Genomic DNA, 20,012 nt, shown 5'->3' with positions numbered 1-20,012 from the left:
TTAACATCTCCAGAATGAAAATATTATTGATAGAAGATGAAAGCTCATTGCGCGAAAGTATTATCACTTATTTTACAGATGAAGGTAATATTTGCGAAACCGCAGCAGACTATAAATCGGCAATAGAGAAAGTTAACATCTATAATTATGATTGTATTCTTTTAGATTTAACACTACCGGGCGGCGATGGGATGGAGATTCTGCGTGCAATTAAAAAGATCAATAAAAAAGACGGGGTACTTATCATTTCTGCAAGGCATTCGCTTGATGATAAGCTTGATGGATTGAACCTTGGTGCTGATGATTACCTTGTAAAGCCCTTTCACCTGTCGGAACTTAAAGCAAGGGTAACAGCAATAGTGCGCAGAAAAAGTTATAATGGCAGCAACATTATCACTTTTAATGAAATACATATTGATACGCAGGCAATGAGTGTGAAGATAGGAGATAATGTGTTAATCCTTACCCGTAAGGAATATGATCTACTTGTTTATTTTATTGCAAATCATAACAAGGTAACTACCAAAAGTGCAATAGCAGAGCACTTATGGGGTGATGAGATTGACCTTTCCGATCATTTCGATTTCATTTATACCCACATTAAAAACCTACGGAAAAAGCTGGTAGAAGCAGGATGCAAAGATTACATCAAATCTATGTATGGTGTAGGCTACAAATTTGAAAATGTATGAAGTTATCCGCAAAATATAACAGGGTCACCTTAATTGCCTCTATTATTGTTTTTGTATTTACTGGGGTAATCTATTATTCGGTAATCCATTATATCCTGACAGATCAGTTGGATAGGGATCTGGAAATCGAAGAAGATGAAATTGTTGCCTATGTGCAAGCCAATGGCAAATTGCCACAGGCAGGTAGTTTTAAAGAGCAGAAAGTAAGCTATCACCTGATAGATCCTGAGCGTGATTTTGAACGCAGGTATTTCTATAATGACTATTTTAATGAATCTGCACAAAAGATAGAACCTGGCAGAAGCCTTATCAGTACTGTAAAAGTAAGCGGGAAACTGTATTCTGTTACGGTAACAAAATCAAGAGTAGAGTCTGAAGACCTGGTCAGAATAATAGTTTTAATAACCCTTAGCGTAACTATTTTGCTTCTAATAACCCTGTTGTTAATCAATAGGTTTATACTCAATAATATCTGGAAGCCTTTTTATGGGATACTGCTACAGATGAAAGCCTTTAATCTGGCAGATAAAAATGACATCAGAATAGAGTCAACCAAAATCGATGAATTTGCAGAGTTAAATACGGCAGTTGCAACCATGTCCTTGCGTGTAAAACAAGATTACAGGGAATTGAAGAGTTTTACAGACAATGCATCTCATGAAATGATGACTCCTCTGGCAGTAATAAATTCCAAACTAGATACACTGATCCAAACAGAAACATTCAGTGATTCGCAAGGCGAACTTATAGAAGATATTTATGTTGCAGTGGGCAAGTTATCTCGTCTTAACCAAACCTTACTGATGCTTGCCAAGATCGAGAATAATCTGATAGCAGATCAGGAAACGATTCCGCTGGATAACTTGATCAGGCAAAAAACAAGACAATTCCAGGAGCTGCTTCAACTGCATAACATAAACCTTAGAACAGACCTTGCTCACAAGCAGATCAATATGAACAAGCATCTTGCAGATATGTTGATCAATAACCTGCTTAGTAATGCCATCCGTCATAACTATAAAGACGGCCAGATCTTTATTCAATTAAATGATAGCCAACTTATCGTTAGTAATACCAGTTTAGATACAGCGTTGATTGCAGATAAGGTTTTTGAAAGATTCTATAAAAATACTGCCTCAGAAGGAATGGGCCTGGGCCTTGCTATATCCAATCAAATTTGCAACTTATATCATTTTAAGTTAAATTATGCTTATCAGAATTCACAACACATTTTTACGGTGAGTTTTTTAGAAGGGGAACTTCAGAGTTACTCCAAATTTGGTGTTTAGTTTTGATTAAGAATTTAATAAATAAGAAGATGTTTAAGATGAAGTACGGCTTTGTAATTGTCCTTTGTTTACCTTTTTGCAGTTTCGCGCAGTACTCCGGTCAAACAGACTCCCTGCCTCAAAAAAAGAATACCTTTAAAGTTGCACCTTTTATCATTCCGGCGGTGTTTCTTGCATACGGAGCAATGGGAGGTGGTAATAATTTTGTACACGACCTGGATGTAAGTACCCGTAATGAATTACAGGAAGATCACCCTTTCTTTTCCGTACATGCCGATAATTTTATGCAATATGCTCCCGCAGCGGCGGTTTATGCCTTAAATCTATCGGGTGTAAAAGGCCGACATAATCTGGCAGATGCTACAGGTATTTATGCAATCTCTTTTGGATTAATGAAAGCCTCTACACTTATTGTTAAATCTACTACAAACAGGCTTCGTCCTGATGGCAGTACCAACAACTCATTCCCTTCGGGGCATACCGCAACATCATTTGCGGCAGCGGAGTTTTTAAAACAGGAATATAAAGATGTATCGCCGTGGATAGGGTATGCCGGATATGCCGTTGCCGGTGCTACAGGTGTTTTTAGATTATACAACAACAGGCATTGGGTTAGTGATGTGGTAGCAGGAGCAGGCTTCGGTATTTTGTCAACCAAAATAAGTTACCTGGTATACCCACATTTAAAAAAGCTGATCATGGGTAAGCAAGCTTCTAATTTTAATGTGGTGCCCATGTATCAAAACAAGGCTTACGGCTTTTCTTTATCTGGCCAGTTTTAAATAACCTGTCTTCATCTCGAGAACAGTAGAGACCTCTTGACTATGAATTAGCTACTACGCAATTAGCATAACCAAGAGATCACTCGGTTTCTAGGAATGAGGAGTTATGCTCCAGTTTTAAACCTTTCTGTCTAATACCCCGGTAATCGGACCTTTAATGCCAATTTTACGGTTAAAAAATACAGATACCATAACCAATAGGATCAGGCAAACCACTGTAAGTGTATAGCTGAACCGAATCAATACCTTGCACCAGCTTAAATCCTTCATGAAAAATTCTTTGTAAAGCAGTAAGAATACGCTGCCCAGGTATCCTGCCGAGTCACAGATGTAAACAAAAAATCCCGCATTGGCCTTGATCTTAAATAAAGCGATCATCCTATCGAACAGCACTACCTGAATAGGAGTGTAAGCTAAAAACATCCCCATTCCTACCAGTAACATCCACCAAAAAGGACTTATCAGATGCAGTTGGAAAAACAGGGTACTACCACCACTAAGTACAAGGCCAAGGGCAATCAGATATTGCGTAGCCCAAAAACCGCGTATGTTGTTGCGTATCATCGAAAGACTACCTATGGCAATTAAAACGATAATTCCGGAAATCGTTTCTGTTAATGATAATACACCCTTATCCCAATGAATATCTATTTCATTCCAGATCTCGACAGAAAAATTATCCCTAAAATCCCTCATGGTGGTCAGCATCATATAGATCAAACCAATGCCAAAAATCGCGAAGCCAAATTCTGCCATCACCGAACGTTTATCCTCAGCGTTCATCGGTAAACGTTCAACACGCAATAGCTTGTCGGTTTCAGTGGGTTCTGGAATCACCGAAAGCATCCAGACAAAAGTGAGAAACAGCGGTAAGAAAAGTACGCCTATCAATGCAGGCATCCAGAATTCCGAGACCAGTGGTACCCATTCATGTACGGTAAAATAGATTGTTTTGATCATCCCCGATGAAAAGATCAGGCTAATGCTTAATCCCATGGCCAGTGTTTCTGTAAAGCGCCTGCCTTCCAGATAGCTAAACACAATTCCCCAAACCATGCCGAGTGGAAGGCCATTTAAAAACAGAAAAAAGAAATTGTAGGGCTGCGGTACTGCTCCAAAAAGAAGGAGTGCCGCCTCCGCAAAAAGAATAAGAAAAATGATTAGTTTTTTTCTGCCAGATGCCTTAAGCTCCGAAATTACCTTTATGCCCATTACCTTAGAAAGCATATAGCCCATAAGCTGCGCAATTATTAGGATCGCTTTGTAATCAAGATCCCAGAGTGTTATCCCTGTATAGGTTCCATTGGTAAAAGGTTTTCTAAAAGCATACATGCAAAAGTAAGTGCCAAAGGCGGCAAGCATACACCAGATAATAAAGAAGAGTTTCGAGTTGGCCATTAAATGGTTTATTCGCTTCATAAGGATTGATCGTAGAGTTTATCTGAGTCTGCCTAGTTGTAAATCTTTTTTATACTTGCTTCTGCATATCCGGCCGATGACGTCATGCCCTTGCCTCCAATTGCAGTTCGGATATGTATCCGGTCTTCAATATCGTATTCCACAATATGCTTGCTGTTGTGCTGAGGGTAAAAGCCAGCCCAGGTCGATGCTATTTTACGTACATCAAAGCTTACAATCTCCTGTGCTGCGGTTAACATCAGTTCGTTAATATGGCTGTTAATGCCAAAACCAAGATCATCTGTATGGTTTACGTCTGCATATTCATGTGAATCGCCAATTATAATGGAACCGTCTACTGCCTTCTTAAACAAAATATGAATTCCCCATTTCTGGCATTCTTTATAATGTTCAGGAGTAGAAATTCCGGAGAACGATGGACATTCCTGAAATGACTCATACCTGCGGATAGACAAGCCTGTTAGGATATTTCCTTCCAATTGTACTTCTGGCATTGGTACAGTTTTCATCATCTGGAGTTTGCTTAATATGATCCCGCTTTGTTTAAACAGGTCTGCAAACAGCAGTTTAAACTCCCCTCCATTGCAAATGATAGCCTTTTCTGCAGTAAATGTTTGCCGGGTAGCAGTTGTAATTTCAACATGATCACCTGCCACAACGCAATCTAAAACTGCCGTTGAAGGCATGTAAGTAAGTTTAGGGTATTTAGCAACAGCATATTCAATTAACTGGTAAATCAGCTTGCTTGGCTCCACACTTACTTCCTGTGGAAAGAACAGCCCACCTTTACAGTATTCTCTTTTTAATGATGGCCATTTCGCTAAACAATCATCTACAGATAACAAATTAGCTTCATAATCTATGGCATCCATCCTTTCTTTTAGCTCGTGCAGTAACTGAGTTTCATCATCATCAGAAGAAAGATAAACAGTGCCGTTGTTACGTACACTGATGTCGGCTTCCTGCTGTATTTCCTGATACAGTTCGGTTGATCTCCTGGCGTAATCAAACCAGTCAGACGACATACCAGATACTACTGCCTGTCCAAAATTCCGTACCGTAGCATTTACAGGATATTGATCCTTTTCTGTAAGCAGTACTGTTTTACCTAACCTCAAAGCATGTAACGCGTGGAAAGTACCCAGTATACCTGAGCCCACCACTATTAAATCATATTGAATATTCTTTGTCATAATTACCAGGGCATTGAAAATGTTTTTACATAAGAGAAGCACTTAATGGCCTCAATTACTCCTTCTTTTATACCTAAACCCGAATCCTTAATTCCTCCAAATGGAGAATTTTCTATGCGGTATCCGGGTACTTCATTAATATTTACCGTACCTACTTTAAGTTCCTTTACAAAACGGATGGCATGTTCCATGTTTGTGGTAACCACTCCTGATGATAAGCCGAAGGCAGTAGAATTTGAAAGTTCAATTGCATCGGCTATGTCTTTGAAAGTTAAAATAGGAGCAAGTGGGCCGAATGACTCCTGTACTACCATTTGAGCGTCTCTTGGTACATTGGTAATCACAGTTGGTTCCAATAGGGCACCAGTACGTTTACCACCAAGCAGCACTTTTGCACCTTGCGCAACTGCTTTGTTTACAACATCCTCCAGGTACACGGCCGATTGTTCATCTATAACTGTCCCAACTCTGGTTGCGGGACTAGAAGGATCACCACAGGTGTATCCTTTAGCTTTTTCGACAAAACGTTTGGTGAACTCTTCAGATACGCTTTCGTGTACCAGAATCCGTTTTACGGCAGTGCAGCGCTGACCTGAGTTTCTAAATGATCCTTCAGCGGCCAGTTCTACTGCCAAATCAAGGTCGGCATCTTCAAGAACTATCAGCGGGTCATTTCCGCCCAGCTCCAGGATTACCTTTTTGTAGCCGGCCGTTTTGGCAATCAGTTTACCCACAGCAACGCTGCCAGTAAAAGAAACCACATCAATCCTTGGATCTTGTACCAGTATTTCTGAAACCACTTTGGTGTCTCCTAAAAGAACACTCAACATATACGGAGGTAAGCCCGCTTCATACAATAACTCTACAAAGCGAATGGCCGTTAAAGGTGTTTTTTCTGATGGCTTTAAAATCACCGGAGTTCCGGCCGCAAGGGCAGGAGCAATCTTGTGTGCAACCTGGTTTAGCGGGTGATTAAAAGGGGTGATGGCTACCGCAAGTTTTAGGGGCTCGTAAGTCGTAAATATTTTGCGTTGTTTGCCGTTGGGCGATATGTCACATGAATAGATCTGTCCATTATCCTTAAGGCATTCAATAGCAGCAAACAAAAGCACATCATGCGCCCTTCCAATTTCATAAGTGCTTTCAGAAATGCACAGGCCAGATTCGGAAGTGATCAGCTGAGCAAATTCTTCCTTTCTTTCTAAAAGCAATGTTCTGGCTTTATCAAGCACAGTGTATCTTTCAAAGCGGGTCATTGCAACACCACCTTTAAGGGCGGTTTCAATAGCATTATTGGTATCGTTTAAGTCAGCTGTTTCCACAGTTCCTACCAGTTCGCCATTGTAAGGATTGTGTACAGCCAATTGATTGCCTGACGAAACAGGCTTGCCGGCAATTAGTGATGCCAGTTTTAAAATATTGCGGGCGTTATTAATATCTTCTTCTTTCATTTTCCTTCTATAAATTCAAACTGTAACTGCGGGTATTTAGTGGGTTCCGTTAACGGTAAAATCGAACACATCGAAATTGCGGGGATCGCCCTGTGTTTTCATTTTGTAGGTCGCATTTAGCGGATGCGAAATTACCAATGGTACCATTTCCTCGTACCTGCCGCCATGTGAGCGCAGCGTACCATCTAATGCTTTTAAATCATGATGGGCTGCAGTTTTACCAACAACCACATCGCGGGCTGACAATACAAACAGATCTCCGGTTCTATCTGAAGGTTGCTCAAGTATGCGGCATCCAGTTTCTTTGTCATATACCTCGGTAACTCCTGGTTGTACAGCAAGCCAGTTTTTCACTTCATTAACCTTCGATGTGTCGTCCATGTGCACAGCCACGTAAGAACCCAAAGCACCATGGTGTTTTACATAAGGATCTGTAATTGGGCAAATCACCCTAAAGCCATAGCCAAATTTCTCGGTAAGCATGGTTTCAATAAACAATACATTAGGCGTGCCATCGGCTTTAACCTTTGCATTCATGCCATGATCTGCGGTGGCACCAATAATGGCACCAAGCTCAAGCATTTTGCCTAGTTCAACATCCTGTGCCTCATAAAATGCCAATGATTCTTCCGTATCAGGCGCATAAGTATGCTGCATATAATCAGTTAAGGATAAGTATAGGAAATCGGCCATGCCGTTGGCTATCAATGCAACACCGGCGCGCAACACAAATAAGCTGGCTTCGGCACTATAAATAGCAGGGGTTTTGTGACCAATAACCTGTTCTGCATTTTCAATACCATGGGTATCCAGTTTTGCCTGATCTGCTTTTTCTGCAGAGAAAGCAATGCCGTTTAGTTTGTAAGAAAGGATGTCGCGCAGTTTTTCCTTTGCAGTAACCACTGCAACCTTACGACCAGCATTTGCAGCTGCGGCAAGAAGTGTTTCGGCTCTAAGATATTCCGATGAGTTCATCATCACTTCCTGATCCTTTGCAGTATCATAAAAGAAGTTACCGCAAATGCCATGTACAGCAGGGCTAACGCCTGTAACTATTGATGAGTTATTTACATTGGTAAATGACGGCAATGCACCACGCACCATACCTCTGTAGCCTTGCAAAGCCATTTTTTTAAGGTTAGGCATACGGTCGTGTGCCATTGTGGTATCCAGATATTCATCTGCAGAACCATCCATGCAAATTACCACAATAGGTTTTGCAGGTGGTGTATACGTTTTACCATTAGCTGAAAAGGGTTGAGTTGATATATTATTCATTATTACGTTGTTTTTATTGCTTTAAATTGTTTTTCAGGTAGTTGTATTGTTTAGGTGTTTGTTGGATCATATAAAATTAGTGAAAAGAGCCGCTTTTAAACGGCCCTCAGCTAATATAAACTAACCTTTATTTTAATAACCACATGATCTGGTCTCTGTCATCTATTTCTGTCCCAAATTGCGACCTTAGTGCTGCTCGGTAATGCGCTCTGTTGTCTGTATCTTCCGCAGTAGGGTAAGCCCATCGAACCGGAATTTTAGTAACACTATTCTCAGTAGAGAATTTATATGTAGGTACTCCTGTTCTACGGGTCATAAAGAACGATTCCCAGCCTGAGTTTTCTGCAAGGGCCAAATACATTTGTTCATGTATTCTTTTTAAACCGGCAGCACCTAATAGATATGGAGCGTTGTTTGTTAGATAAGTAGCGGTTACGCTGCCATCAACACCATAAAAATCCATTGATGCTTTTATGCCATTGTCGTAATGGGTTTTTGCGCCAGTACCAATCCATCCCAAATGTGCGGCTTCGGCAATATTTAATTCCTGTTCAGGATAGCCAATCAAAATAGATGGCTGGCCTATAAAATTCCAAAAGCGCCTCTCGTTAGGATAAGATATTTCTCCATTCAGCTTTCTGGAAACATTCGTTGCTCCACTTGCAGAGATATCAGCACCCACATACGAGTTAAAATCTTCCCTTACAGCTGTTTCGTTTGTTGGATTTGCGGCCAATGCCTTAGGTGTTGGATCTGCTACTTTTTGTAAACGCGGATCCATATAAGTTTTTAGCAAGTTTACATAAGTATCAACCAATACCACACTTACGCGATACACTGCGGCATTTGGATTGTAATTTCCTCTAAAACCATCTTCATCTCTATGAGTAATCTGCATATTATCTCCCAAACCAGCCATTAACGGATATTGAGCCGGGTTGTTGATGATAGCTGAAAAGCGATCTTTAATCTTCAAATCTGCATCATCTGCTTTTTTGCTCAGCGATATCAATACCCTTATTGTATACGCATTTATTGCTTTTTGCCAGCTCTTTAAATCGCCATTATAGTAAAAATCGCCGGCTATTTTTTCTCCCGGATGGGTGCTGATATATGCACCTAATTCGTTATTCGCCTCTGTTAACCAGTTCAGGCATTGAATGTATACCGACTTCTGTGTGTCGTATTTTGGCTGTGGTATTTCAGCGCCCTTCATGGCTTCCGAAAGCGGAATGTCTCCAAGTCTCGTTGTCATTTCTACATAGTTGTAAGCGCGTAGAAACTTGGCCATAATGCTATAAACCGGTGCATTTGTTGTTGCCGCTTCCTTTTCCATCTTGTCAATGTTACGAAGGGTAGCATAGCTAAAAGTGCCACTGCCAAAACGGTAACTTACTGCCGATGCATTGTCAACAGCCGACCAAAGATGGTACTGCGCATTTATGTATTCATCAGAAAATGACGATACGGGTGTTGGTATAACTGCTGTAAACAACAGACTTGGTGGAACCTTGTTGGGGTTGTTAGGATTGTCCCTTAGGTCGTCGAAATTCTTGCAACCACTTGTCAGGCTTATGATTATCAATACTACTATTGATTTTGCTATATAATTTTTCATCATCAAAAGTTTTAGAAATTAAAGTTTAAATTGAAACCATATGTCCGTTGTGCCGGATGTTGTAAAGCAGTATCTCCCGTGCTCAACGTATAGGTGTCCATGTCGCCATAAGTCTTATCCTTGGTCCAGTACAGTAAGTTTCTGCCTACAAGTGATAATGATGCTTTTTTGATAAAGCGTTGTTTTAAGAACTTGGCTGGCAAGCTATAGGTTAATGTTAGCTCCCTTAGTTTAACAAAAGTTTTTTCGATAACATTATTTTCCCAGGCACCTTTGTAGCTACCTGCCCAGTTTTGATAATCTACTTTATAAGTACTGGCTTCAAATTTTCTGGTATCGGTCAAAACTTTTCCTTCCGGATCATAAGTAATTTCTCCGCTTACTATTTTTACACCCGGTATTTGCATGGTTTTAGGGTCGCCACCGTTTGCATACGCAATATTCGAAAGCTCCCTTTCAGGATGTATAGCATCAGGGTGTGAGCCCGATCTCCATAAATCTCTTTCATAACTATCGTAAGTTATCCCGCCAAACCTGCCGTCAACTAAAAAGTTAAGGGAAAAATCCTTATAAGTAAATGTGTTGCCCATACTCAATGTAAAGTTGGCTTGTGTGTTTCCTACCAAACGCACTACATCTGTTCTTCTTGGTAAGCCATTAGGCTGAATAACCAACTGACCGTCCGGAGATCTTTCCCATTCATTATACCAGTAATCATCTAATCGTGCACCTACCTTAGTTCTTCCTTCCTGAGTTTGAGGGGAACCATCAGGTAGGGGCGGTAAAGAGGTCAGATAATTTTTCCCCATGTCAAAGTTTACAAGCGTCGACCAGGTGAAATTGTCTGTTCTAACAGGTATAGCATTTATAGAAACCTCGGTTCCTCTTCTTTGAGTAGTTCTTCCGTTTAATTGAATTCCGGTATATCCAGAAGTTTCAGAAAAGCGCTGTGTAAAGATCTGTGGGCCATAATTGTTCTCATAATAAGAGAATTCAAAACCAAATCTGTTATTGAAAAAGCGCGCTTCAGCTCCATACTCGTAGCTTTTGTTAAATTCGGGCGAAATATCAGGATTATCCAATATGCTTGGATATGTTGCCGTTGGCAGATTACGATACCGGCTTCCTGTGGTGTAGGCATTGGTTGCATTATAGAATTGATAAGTACCGTTACTGATGTCATAATCGCCGCCCACTTTAGCATATGAAGCCCTGAGCTTTAAGAAACTGATAGCTTTAGGAAAAGTGAAAACATCAGTCAGCACGGTGCTAAGTGAAAGCGATGGATAAAAGAACGTGCTATTTTTCTTAGGTAGTGTAGAGGAATTGTCAACCCTGCCGGTAAAACCAAAGAAAACCCAATTTTTATAGGCTAAATCAACTGAGCCATAACCGCTGTAAACACCTTTTTTATACTTTGAACTGGTTGGTGTAACCTGATCAACAGAATTGCTTAATTTATAGATTCCAGGCACTACTAATTGCGTAGTAGAAGCACTATAGAAGTCTGCATTGTGAAAGCGTTGATTTGCGCCTAAGGTAGCTTCTACACTAAAATCTTTGTTAAGGAAGTTATCTGAGTAGCTAAGTAAAAGGTCAGTGTTAGATTCCGCTATCTTGTCGTGGCTATAACGATAACGACCGCCTCGGTCACCAATATCATAGTTGTAAATACTTACTGCTATCTTTTCCTCATCAGTTAATGAATACGTATTTAATGTGGTTCTAATAAATGCGTTAAGCTTACTGTTTATGTTGAAATTTAGTTTTAAATTTCCAAGTATGTCATTCTTTTCATAAGGTTTTTGCCATGCATAAGCTAAAGCGTAAGGATTATTGTATCTCCAATTCTCCACAAAGTATTGCTGAACCTCTTCTTTTCCTGGCACCCAGTAGTTTTTAAAGTCTCTTACATCAAAATGAGCTCCGCCCCAAATAGCCAGGTTGTAGATGATTGATGTGGGTCCGTATACAGCGCGTAAGCGATTATTTGAGTTTTGGTAGTCATATTGTAATGAACCTTCAAGACTAATTAATTTAGATATTTTAAATTCACCACGTAAACGGGTAATGTTAATATTTAATTTAGATCCTGGTTGAGAAGCTTTTGAATACTTGTACGTGTTAGAGATTACAAAGTTACCATGCTCACCCTGATTTTGTACCGAGAAGTTATTTGAGGTTACTATTCCTGTTTCCATGAAATTACCCAGATTATCAGTTGATCTGGCAACCCAAGGTGTAGGAATTCTTTTACCTGTTTTAGGATCAATTGGTGAATCATATTGAGCAATTAATCTGCCGTCAAACTTTGGCCCCCAGATGGAATAATCGAAATCATTTGTGCCGCCACCGCCTGCAGCTCCTGTACCAAACGAGTATTGGCCGGCATTTCCCGGTCCGTACTGACTTTGTGCTTTGGGGATACGGATGAAATCGCCCTGAAAGGTTGTAGAAGAGTTGATAGAAACTGTTGTGCCATTATCTATTGATTTTCCGGATTTTAAGGTGATCTGAATTGCACCATTGATTCCGCGGGAACCATAAAGTGCCGAGGCTGCTGCAGATTTTAACACAGTAACGTTTTCTATATCGTCCGAACTTATGTTCCACATATCGGTATCGTTAGGAACCCCATCAACCACCAATAGTGGTTTACGCCCCCTTAAATAAATACCCGGATCAGAGAAAAAGTCGCCACCATTGTTGGTGATGGTTAAGCCAGCTACCTTTCCCGTAAGCGACTCCAGCACATTCGGTGCAATCGCTTTCTGTAACGATTCACCTTTAACTTCCTGTACGGCATAACCAACACGTTTTTTCTCTTTTTTAATACCCAGTGCAGTTACTACTACTTCGTCTAAAGCGCTCTGGTCAGGATCAAGCTTTACATTTAGTGAGTTTTGTGAACCAATATTAACTTCTTTTGGTGCGTAACCAATAAAGCTAATTACAAGAATGGTGTTTGAGGGCGCAGAAATGCTAAACTTACCCTCGGTGTTTGTGGTCGTTCCACTTTTTTTGCCTTTAATCTTTACAGAAGCTCCCGCCAGTGGCAGGTTGTTCTCATCAACTACAGAACCTGTAATTGTACTTTGGGCATAAGTAATGCCGAAAGTTAATAGCCACATCACTACCGTGAGCAGACTTGTCTTTTTTAATAAGTAACAAATTTTCATATTTTAAAAGTTTAGTTTGGCTATACTATTGTTTAGTATTTATACAAATGTAAATACTTTATGTAAACAATATGTTAAGAAATGCTAAACTTTTAAATATATAATTTTAGGCAAAAAATTATATAATAGTTACTGTATATGTCATTTTTTGTATTTTAACGACATATTTTAAGATAAATAGTTCACAATAGCTTAAATCCGGTGATTTTCTATTTAGTATTTATAAACTATTTGTAAGAAAGAAAGTATTAATTAGTCGTTTGTGATGAAGTAGTAAACAACTAACATGAGCACGTCAGAGTCGCCAATATTAGATAGGTTGTGGCCTAACCTTCCATCGAAGAAAATAGAATCTCCTTCTTCCAGAATATAGTTCTTATCTTCTATCAGGTATTCAATTTTTCCTTTTATCAGGTATTTGTATTCAAACGCATCGGTGGTTACCATTTTATTGCGACGTGCGCCTTTTTTAAGTTCCAGTAATACAAAGTCTACAGGACCTCCATGGATGTTGCGGGCAAGTATGCGCTGGTAATTAAATCCTTTGGCTGCCTCTTTTTTTAGTGGTTTATATTCGCTGGCGCGGATTACAAAAACCTTTTCCTGATGATTGGCAGGGGAGATGTCTTTAAAGAAACCAGTCAGATCAAGATTTAGGGAGTGTACAATGTTCATTAGAACAGGTAGCGATGGGATGGTACGGTTATTTTCAATCTGGGAGATCAAGCCCTTGCTTACTCCGGCTCTATTAGCGAGCTCTTGTATGGTAATGTTCTTTTCTTTTCGTATTTCTTTTATTCTGTAGCTGATCTTTAGGATAATATCGTCTTCCATGGTTTTCGCGTTTTATCCAAAAGTAAATAAAATTTGGAATTCGGAGGGGTGTAACTTACCATCAATTATTGTGAGTTGCTATTGAATATATAATAATAACTATATGCATACAATATAAGAACATAATTAAGTTACTATTACTATGCCCTTGCTATACCGTTGGGATACCCTGGTGGTAATTCAAGGGTATATCAACGGTATAGCAAGGGTATTTCAATCCTTTATTTATTATGTATTCATTACGTCTTTTACCGTATTTATATTTGTGTAATATATGCCGGGGCGCAACTATGTTATATTCCTGAAAAGCTATCTGCTACAGCTTTTCCTCTCCAGCTTTGAGGGGCTTTTAATCCAAGTATCCAGGCAATGGTTGCGCCAGTATCATATGTGATAATTACATCCTTAATCTCGTGGTTCTTTTTAACTCCTGCGCCATTTATTACCCATGGAATTTGTACTTCGTCTAAAGATTTTCCGCCATGTCCTTTGCCCGTTCCGCCATGATCAGCAGATAGTATAATGATGGTTTCGTTCTCTATGCCTGCGTCTTTAACTGCCTGTACAATCTTTCCAATTCTTATGTCAACTTTTTGAAGTTGCTCGTAATAGGCAGGGGTCCTGTGTCCAATGCCGTGGCCTGTTCCGTCTGGCTCATCAAGGTGGATAAAAGTGAAATAAGGTTTGTCTCTTTTGATAATGGTGGCGGCAGTATCCGCACAAAAATCGTCGTTATCATTGCCTGGTACTACAATGCTGATCGCATCTTTCTCTACTAGTGGTCCAATGCCCGGCCAGCTGTAAATTACTGCAGTTTTAGCGTTGGGTTTCTGATCTCTGATTACGCTAAAAATAGATGGGAACAGACCATATTTAGTGGTAGTAGCCGAAGGAATTTCTGGAGTTTTACTGCCCCATTCTGTAAAGCCATGCTCAGTTGGTCCGGCACCCATAAGCATAGACGCCCAGTTCACAGCGCTTGAAGAAGGTAATACGGATCTGGCTTTTAACGACCATGATCCTGTTTCCATTAACTTTCTTAGGTTGGGCATTTTAGCATCAGGTACTGCATAGGCTCCAAATCCGTCGCATCCAATTAGAACAACATGTTTTACTTTTTTTACCTGCGCATTAAGCTGCATAGTAAAGCACAATAGGCAGGAGGCAATAATTAATCTTTTCATTTGTTTGTTATTTGTGGTTTAAAATTTTACTAAAACAATCTGTCGTCTTAAAGCTGCCGTCGTTCTCTTCGTTATCTCGAACGCATTTGTGCCTAGGCATCAGGATCGTGGGCGCGTACGGCACGGCTGTTTTTTTCTTTCAGAAGTTAAATATATGTATATTTTTGTTTAGTAAAACTAAACAAATAAAAATATTACAAATATTCAATAATAAGATAAGGTTGATTTAAGCCGACTAAAGAGATTTTCTTCTGAATACCCAGTATTTCTGTAAAACGTAGTTAAAGCCCAGAGATACAATGATGTCAACCATGATTCTGGTTATTTTGTAGTCTATCTTTAGCCAGGTAGTGAGCAAATAGGTACCCGATGATTTTAATAAAATACTGCCGCCAACTACAAATATAAATTTAATGAGTTGTTGTCCAACCGGGGCCTTATTTGCATTTGCAGTGGTAAAAGTCCAGTAGCGGTTTACAGAGAAGTTAACTACTGCGCCAACGATTCCGCCGATGGCAATAGAAATGGTGTAATGAATGTTTAGTAATTCAGTGCATAATATCATTACCAGATAGTCAACTATTCCGCCGGTAAAGGCAGAAAGCTGGGCTTTGGCAAAAACAAATACGGCATTTTTTTTACTCATTAAACACTGTCTTTTTTGGCTAAACGAGCTTCTCGCTCTGCATTGTCACGAATATCGCCAAGTTTTAGCAGTTTTCTGGTATCTAAAAAGTTAATGATAAACAAGGTGATGCAGATCGCTGCCGCAAAATATTCTATTAAGTGTCCGAAAAGAACCTCGGCGATAAGTATCAGGGCCAGAATAATTCTGATTTCGGTAGGGCCTACAATGCCCGAGTCGATGCTGTAGATGTCAGTTATCTTATAGCGTAACTGAGAAATGATCATTGCCCATCCGTATAAAACCACAAAAACGAATGCGATAAGTTCGTATTCGTTTCTGGCATATACCATATAGCCCAATCCAATAAGTACCGTGCTTACCCAATCCATTATGATATCTAAAGAAAAGCCGTACCATTTTCTTGGAATGTTTCTGTAGTAAGCTATTCTTCCGTCAAGTGAGTCGCCGAACCAGTTAATTGCTAAGCCTAATATACCAAGCAATAGAAAGCTGCGGTTGTCGTATGTAGCTAAAATAAAACCTGCAAGAACCAGAAGCGATCCAAAAGTACCTGTAAAGGTTAGCATATCTGAGCTGATGGACGAAGGAACTCGTTTTACGAGGTAAGAAATGGTGTTTTGTTCGGCACTTCTTAGGATGTTAGTTCTTTTTCTGTCTTGAAATATCCTTTTCAGATCTTGTGTTTCTTCCATTCAGGGGTTGCAAATATGCTTTTTATAACAAGGTACAAAAGTAGGTATTTTAACTTATTTCAGGCGATTTTTTCAATTCTATTACAGTTATCTCTGGCCATATACCAATCCTGCCAGAAAATCCAAGAAAACCAAAGCCTCTGTTGATGTTTAAATATCGACCATTCCTGCTTGTTATACCTGCCCAATGTGCGTAGCGATACTTTACAGGGCTCCATTTGATCCCAAATGCTTCTATCCCAAATTGCATGCCATGTGTGTGTCCGCTTAAGGTAAGGTGAACTTTTGAGGGGTGTTTTACTACTTCTGCGTCCCAGTGTGATGGATCATGTGAAAGTAATATTTTAAAGTCATTGAGACTGGTGCCTGCTAAAGCTTTGTTTAAGTCTCCTCTTTCGCCAAAACCTATTCCCCAGTTTTCTACTCCGGCCAACACTATTTTTTGCCCGTCTTTGTGTAAGGTTACCTCTTCGTCGAGTAATAATTTGTAGCCCAGCTCTTCATGGTATTCTTTTAGTCGTTGTAGATTTGCGTTCTTTTCTGATTCACTTCTCCATGGTACATAGTCGCCGTAATCATGGTTTCCTAAAACAGAAAACTGTCCGTATGGTGCCTTTACCTGTTTGAAATGATCAATCCAGGGTGTAATCTCCTCTGCTTTGTTGTTTACCAGGTCGCCGGTAAATACAAAGAGGTCAGAATTTTGCGCTTTGATCAGGTCGATGCCTTTTTGTACTGCTGTTGGATTTTTAAAGCTTCCGGCATGTACATCAGAGATTTGTGTGATGGTAAAGCCATCAAAATTTGACGGCAGATCATCAAAAAATAAGGTATGCTTAATTACCCTGTAGGCATATTTTCCTTTAATCATGCCGTAGATAAATATTAGGATTACGAGTAGGACGACCAGGAGGGCAAATTCAACCCAATATACATTTCTGGCGCCTTGCGTTATCAATCTGTATGTATCGCCCAGCAGCAGGAATGCCGAAAATATCACCTCTGTAACAAACAGGATCAGAAAAACATGAGTGGTTATTTTAAAGAGCAGGTCCATTCCATTGTCGCGCATTCTTATTATGGAATAAATTAGGGTGGCGGTGGTGAGCACGATAAAACCCCAGAAAAGTGGGGTGGTAAGTGAATTTGAACTTATTGTTCTGATGCCCGAAAGCACGTACCAGTTCAAAACAAAAAGTAGTATTGCTATTATAGCAAGTGGTAAAACACTGATTCTTCTCTTCATGTAGTTTTATAAACGAATTAAAATTACAGCTTGGATGGCAAAGTGTTTGGTATGTTACTCAATATGACATTACTGTGTATTGTTGGGGGTGTAATAGTATAATACACGTCATCTCGACATAATGCACGTCATCTCGAATGAGGCCAGTTCTTGAATGACCTCGGTTCTCGAATGAGGTCGGTTCTTGAATGACGTCAGTTTTAAAGAATGTCCGCTTTAAAGGATGATAAAGCAAATTAAATCTTAATTGCTCTGTCCGAAATATAGGGTACATTGGGGTATCCGTTATAATCGGGGTCGTTTTGTGTGGCTTCTTGCCCCATATATTCCGATTTACGGCCTTTGATTTCTGCAGTGCCATTGGTGTAAATTGTTAAAAATGCCCACAGGGGTTCTTTAGTGTGTGCAAAATCGTAACCTGTAACCGGATGGGTAAACTGATAGGAAATGCTATTGATCTGTACATAATTAATGCCGTTGTAAACATTATGATAGTCTTCATGATGGTGGCCACTAAAAACGAACTGAATTTTATTAAACCCTGCTTTCTTGTTTATTCTTTCAAATATTAAACGGATCAAGGCTCCTTCTTTTAAGCCATCCTGATCATTATCTATACCCTGATGACAAAATACAATTGTAGGTAAATTCGTTGCTTCCAAATCTTGTTTCATCCATTTTATCTGTGCTGGATTCATAGATCTTGGATATCCTTTGGAAGTATCTCCTTCTGGTCTTTCATTGCCGTTTAGCACCACAAAATGATAGCCATTGGTGTCAAACGAGTAATATTTTCCTTTGGCATTCCAGAAATCAACAACCTGGTCATGTGTAAAACCACCATCTGTATCATGATTTCCTATTACATGATATTTTGGTCCGGTAAATTGATTCCAGATTCCCATTAAGTTTTTGTTCTTTTCCTTAGGGATGCAAAAGTCTCCCATTTGAATAATGAAGTCGGGTTTACGCTGGTTCATTTCGTTGATGAACGACTGCAGTCTTTTTTCGCCGTCCTTTATCAGGTCCTGATGAAGGTCTGTGCAAATACCAATACGCATTAAAGGTTTTTTGCCGGATAAGGCTGCGGAGGCTTCTGTTTTTGCGTATAGATTTTGTATTCCTGAAAGGCTGCCGGTGCCAATCAATGTGTTGATTAAAAAGTTGCGTCTTTTCATACCTGTAAGTCGAAGTTTGGAGCCGTTTTTTTAGAATACAATTGTAAAATAAAAATTGCAATAAATGAAGTATATTTTTAATATTTGTAAACATTTGAAGATAGAAGTAGGTTTGTTGTTGTTCGTGTATATAGTTAATATAGTGTCTTTTGACTTGTTTTAACTTAAAAATATCTAATTGTTAAATTATTGTTATTAAATCTTAAAGTTTATATATACTAAAAATTATGAAAACAAAATTACTTGTGTTTGCCTTGGTTTTTATGGCGGCAGCTGTCTCTTCCTTTGCCCAAAAAGGTAAGACAAAAAACGTAATCCTTATTTCTATTGACGGGTATCGCTGGCAGGAAATTTTCAAGGGTGCAGATTCTTCATTATTGTTCCAAAAAAAATATCGCAGGCAGGATTCAACAGAGTTGGTTAAAAAGTATTGGGCGCCAACTGCAAATGAGCGCCGACAAAAACTGATGCCTTTTTTTTGGAATACTATTGCGAAACATGGGCAGCTATATGGTAACCGCGACCTAAAGAATTATGTGAATGTTAAAAACAAATATTGGTTCTCTTATCCTGGTAGGAGTGAAACAGTTTGTGGTTACTATGATCCGGCCATTAATTCGAATAGCTATCCGGATAATCCGAACGAAAACGTACTTGAGTTTATCAATAAACAAAAAGGCTATCAAAATAAGGTGGTAACTTTTGCAGGTTGGGCTGCAGTAGGAAACATAGTGAACCGTAATAGGAATAAAATGCCTTTGTATAACCCTTACGAGGATGTAAAAGGTGCAAACTTAACCGAGGCTCAAAAGCTGGCCAATGAATTACAGTACTTTTTACCCAATACGTTCGGTACTTCAGAGCGTTTCGATTTAACAACTTATGCGCTGGCTAAAACCTATATAGCAGCGAATCACCCACGACTGGTTTACATAGATTTCATAGATACTGATGAGTTCGGGCACGCCGGGCAATATGATTCTTTTCTTGATGCCGCTAATTATCTGGATAAAATGATTGCAAGTCTTTGGGCAAGCCTTCAGGCCGATCCTTTCTATAAGGATAATACAACTATTATGATTTGCCCGGATCATGGTCGTGGTATAGATAAAGGCTGGGTTAGTCATGGATCAGAGACGGCTCACTCTAACGAAACATGGTTCGCTGTTCTAGGCCCTGATACACCGCCCAAAGGAGAAATGAAAACTGAAGGGCAGATTTATCAGGAACAGTTTGCGCAAACCTTAGCTCATTTTCTTGGCTTTAAGTTTACTGCCAACCACCCGGTAGGAGAGAGAGTTGAGTCTGTTTCCTTTCTTAAATAATGC

General features: G+C 39.6%; 16 protein-coding genes. 4 read left to right on the top strand and 12 right to left on the bottom strand.

Going from position 1 to position 20,012, the window contains the following annotated elements:
* Window positions 1-14 precede the first annotated feature (14 nt).
* The 3 genes from HQN86_RS08915 to HQN86_RS08905 are packed head-to-tail and all read left to right on the top strand — an operon-like array spanning window position 15 to window position 2,763.
* Window positions 15-692: a response regulator transcription factor gene (locus tag HQN86_RS08915; RefSeq protein ID WP_172660655.1), complete on the top strand. Its 678-nt coding sequence runs from the start codon at window positions 15-17 to the stop codon at window positions 690-692.
* A complete protein-coding gene (locus HQN86_RS08910; protein ID WP_172660654.1) occupies window positions 689-1,981 on the top strand; it encodes a sensor histidine kinase in 1,293 nt (430 codons plus the stop codon). The genes HQN86_RS08915 and HQN86_RS08910 overlap by 4 nt, the downstream gene beginning before the upstream one ends.
* Window positions 1,982-2,010: 29 nt before the next feature.
* Window positions 2,011-2,763 (top strand): phosphatase PAP2 family protein, encoded by a 753-nt coding sequence (locus HQN86_RS08905; protein WP_172660653.1) that lies wholly within the window; start codon window positions 2,011-2,013, stop codon window positions 2,761-2,763.
* Window positions 2,764-2,880: 117 nt separating this feature from the next.
* Here HQN86_RS08905 and HQN86_RS08900 read toward each other — a convergent pair whose 3' ends face one another.
* From HQN86_RS08900 to HQN86_RS08845, 12 genes are all read right to left on the bottom strand, one after another.
* The gene (locus HQN86_RS08900) at window positions 2,881-4,182 is read right to left on the bottom strand and encodes a DUF5690 family protein (RefSeq protein ID WP_172660652.1); all 1,302 of its coding nucleotides are present in this window, start codon (window positions 4,180-4,182) and stop codon (window positions 2,881-2,883) included.
* A 32-nt stretch (window positions 4,183-4,214) separates the two neighbouring features.
* Window positions 4,215-5,375 carry a TIGR03364 family FAD-dependent oxidoreductase gene (locus HQN86_RS08895; RefSeq protein WP_172660651.1) on the bottom strand — a complete coding sequence of 387 codons (1,161 nt, stop codon included), beginning with the start codon at window positions 5,373-5,375 and terminating at the stop codon, window positions 4,215-4,217.
* Between the two features lie 2 nt (window positions 5,376-5,377).
* Window positions 5,378-6,826, bottom strand: coding sequence for a phosphonoacetaldehyde dehydrogenase (gene phnY, locus HQN86_RS08890; protein ID WP_172660650.1), 1,449 nt, complete (start codon window positions 6,824-6,826; stop codon window positions 5,378-5,380).
* Window positions 6,827-6,862: 36 nt separating this feature from the next.
* Window positions 6,863-8,104: a phosphonoacetate hydrolase gene (gene phnA, locus HQN86_RS08885; protein WP_172660649.1), complete on the bottom strand. Its 1,242-nt coding sequence runs from the start codon at window positions 8,102-8,104 to the stop codon at window positions 6,863-6,865.
* A gap of 127 nt (window positions 8,105-8,231) precedes the next feature.
* The gene (locus HQN86_RS08880; protein WP_172660648.1) at window positions 8,232-9,722 is read right to left on the bottom strand and encodes a SusD/RagB family nutrient-binding outer membrane lipoprotein; all 1,491 of its coding nucleotides are present in this window, start codon (window positions 9,720-9,722) and stop codon (window positions 8,232-8,234) included.
* Window positions 9,723-9,733: 11 nt separating this feature from the next.
* Complete coding sequence (locus HQN86_RS08875) at window positions 9,734-12,901, bottom strand: SusC/RagA family TonB-linked outer membrane protein (protein ID WP_172660647.1); 3,168 nt, start codon at window positions 12,899-12,901, stop codon at window positions 9,734-9,736.
* A gap of 252 nt (window positions 12,902-13,153) precedes the next feature.
* Window positions 13,154-13,735, bottom strand: a complete 582-nt coding sequence (locus HQN86_RS08870) for a helix-turn-helix domain-containing protein (RefSeq protein WP_172660646.1) — start codon at window positions 13,733-13,735, stop codon at window positions 13,154-13,156.
* A 293-nt stretch (window positions 13,736-14,028) separates the two neighbouring features.
* Window positions 14,029-14,919 carry an alkaline phosphatase gene (locus HQN86_RS08865; protein WP_172660645.1) on the bottom strand — a complete coding sequence of 297 codons (891 nt, stop codon included), beginning with the start codon at window positions 14,917-14,919 and terminating at the stop codon, window positions 14,029-14,031.
* Window positions 14,920-15,154: 235 nt separating this feature from the next.
* Window positions 15,155-15,565 carry a GtrA family protein gene (locus tag HQN86_RS08860; RefSeq protein ID WP_172660644.1) on the bottom strand — a complete coding sequence of 137 codons (411 nt, stop codon included), beginning with the start codon at window positions 15,563-15,565 and terminating at the stop codon, window positions 15,155-15,157.
* On the bottom strand, window positions 15,565-16,260 hold the full coding sequence (locus HQN86_RS08855; protein ID WP_172660643.1) for a CDP-alcohol phosphatidyltransferase family protein: 696 nt from the start codon (window positions 16,258-16,260) through the stop codon (window positions 15,565-15,567). Before HQN86_RS08855 ends, HQN86_RS08860 begins: the two co-directional genes overlap by 1 nt.
* A 49-nt stretch (window positions 16,261-16,309) precedes the next feature.
* Window positions 16,310-17,506 (bottom strand): metallophosphoesterase, encoded by a 1,197-nt coding sequence (locus HQN86_RS08850; protein ID WP_172660642.1) that lies wholly within the window; start codon window positions 17,504-17,506, stop codon window positions 16,310-16,312.
* A 236-nt stretch (window positions 17,507-17,742) separates the two neighbouring features.
* Window positions 17,743-18,684, bottom strand: a complete 942-nt coding sequence (locus HQN86_RS08845) for a metallophosphoesterase family protein (protein WP_172660641.1) — start codon at window positions 18,682-18,684, stop codon at window positions 17,743-17,745.
* 227 nt (window positions 18,685-18,911) lie between these two features.
* On the opposite strand from HQN86_RS08845, the gene HQN86_RS08840 reads away from it, so the two are divergent.
* A complete protein-coding gene (locus tag HQN86_RS08840; RefSeq protein ID WP_172660640.1) occupies window positions 18,912-20,009 on the top strand; it encodes an alkaline phosphatase family protein in 1,098 nt (365 codons plus the stop codon).
* The last annotated feature ends 3 nt before the right edge of the window (window positions 20,010-20,012 follow it).

Source organism: Pedobacter panaciterrae (assembly GCF_013204795.1).
Classification (GTDB): Bacteria; Bacteroidota; Bacteroidia; order Sphingobacteriales; family Sphingobacteriaceae; genus Pedobacter; species Pedobacter panaciterrae.
The sequence above is the reverse complement of the archived record's forward strand: the minus strand, read 5'-3'. Positions and strand labels throughout refer to the sequence as shown.

Excerpts from the sequence above, each read along its gene's own strand:
- HQN86_RS08915 (WP_172660655.1), top strand. The coding sequence starts at position 15 with ATGAAAATATTATTGATAGAAGATGAAAGCTCATTGCGCGAAAGTATT.
- HQN86_RS08910 (WP_172660654.1), top strand. The coding sequence starts at position 689 with ATGAAGTTATCCGCAAAATATAACAGGGTCACCTTAATTGCCTCTATT.
- HQN86_RS08905 (WP_172660653.1), top strand. The coding sequence starts at position 2,011 with ATGTTTAAGATGAAGTACGGCTTTGTAATTGTCCTTTGTTTACCTTTT.
- HQN86_RS08900 (WP_172660652.1), bottom strand. The coding sequence starts at position 4,182 with ATGAAGCGAATAAACCATTTAATGGCCAACTCGAAACTCTTCTTTATT.
- HQN86_RS08895 (WP_172660651.1), bottom strand. The coding sequence starts at position 5,375 with ATGACAAAGAATATTCAATATGATTTAATAGTGGTGGGCTCAGGTATA.
- phnY (WP_172660650.1), bottom strand. The coding sequence starts at position 6,826 with ATGAAAGAAGAAGATATTAATAACGCCCGCAATATTTTAAAACTGGCA.
- phnA (WP_172660649.1), bottom strand. The coding sequence starts at position 8,104 with ATGAATAATATATCAACTCAACCCTTTTCAGCTAATGGTAAAACGTAT.
- HQN86_RS08880 (WP_172660648.1), bottom strand. The coding sequence starts at position 9,722 with ATGAAAAATTATATAGCAAAATCAATAGTAGTATTGATAATCATAAGC.
- HQN86_RS08875 (WP_172660647.1), bottom strand. The coding sequence starts at position 12,901 with ATGAAAATTTGTTACTTATTAAAAAAGACAAGTCTGCTCACGGTAGTG.
- HQN86_RS08870 (WP_172660646.1), bottom strand. The coding sequence starts at position 13,735 with ATGGAAGACGATATTATCCTAAAGATCAGCTACAGAATAAAAGAAATA.
- HQN86_RS08865 (WP_172660645.1), bottom strand. The coding sequence starts at position 14,919 with ATGAAAAGATTAATTATTGCCTCCTGCCTATTGTGCTTTACTATGCAG.
- HQN86_RS08860 (WP_172660644.1), bottom strand. The coding sequence starts at position 15,565 with ATGAGTAAAAAAAATGCCGTATTTGTTTTTGCCAAAGCCCAGCTTTCT.
- HQN86_RS08855 (WP_172660643.1), bottom strand. The coding sequence starts at position 16,260 with ATGGAAGAAACACAAGATCTGAAAAGGATATTTCAAGACAGAAAAAGA.
- HQN86_RS08850 (WP_172660642.1), bottom strand. The coding sequence starts at position 17,506 with ATGAAGAGAAGAATCAGTGTTTTACCACTTGCTATAATAGCAATACTA.
- HQN86_RS08845 (WP_172660641.1), bottom strand. The coding sequence starts at position 18,684 with ATGAAAAGACGCAACTTTTTAATCAACACATTGATTGGCACCGGCAGC.
- HQN86_RS08840 (WP_172660640.1), top strand. The coding sequence starts at position 18,912 with ATGAAAACAAAATTACTTGTGTTTGCCTTGGTTTTTATGGCGGCAGCT.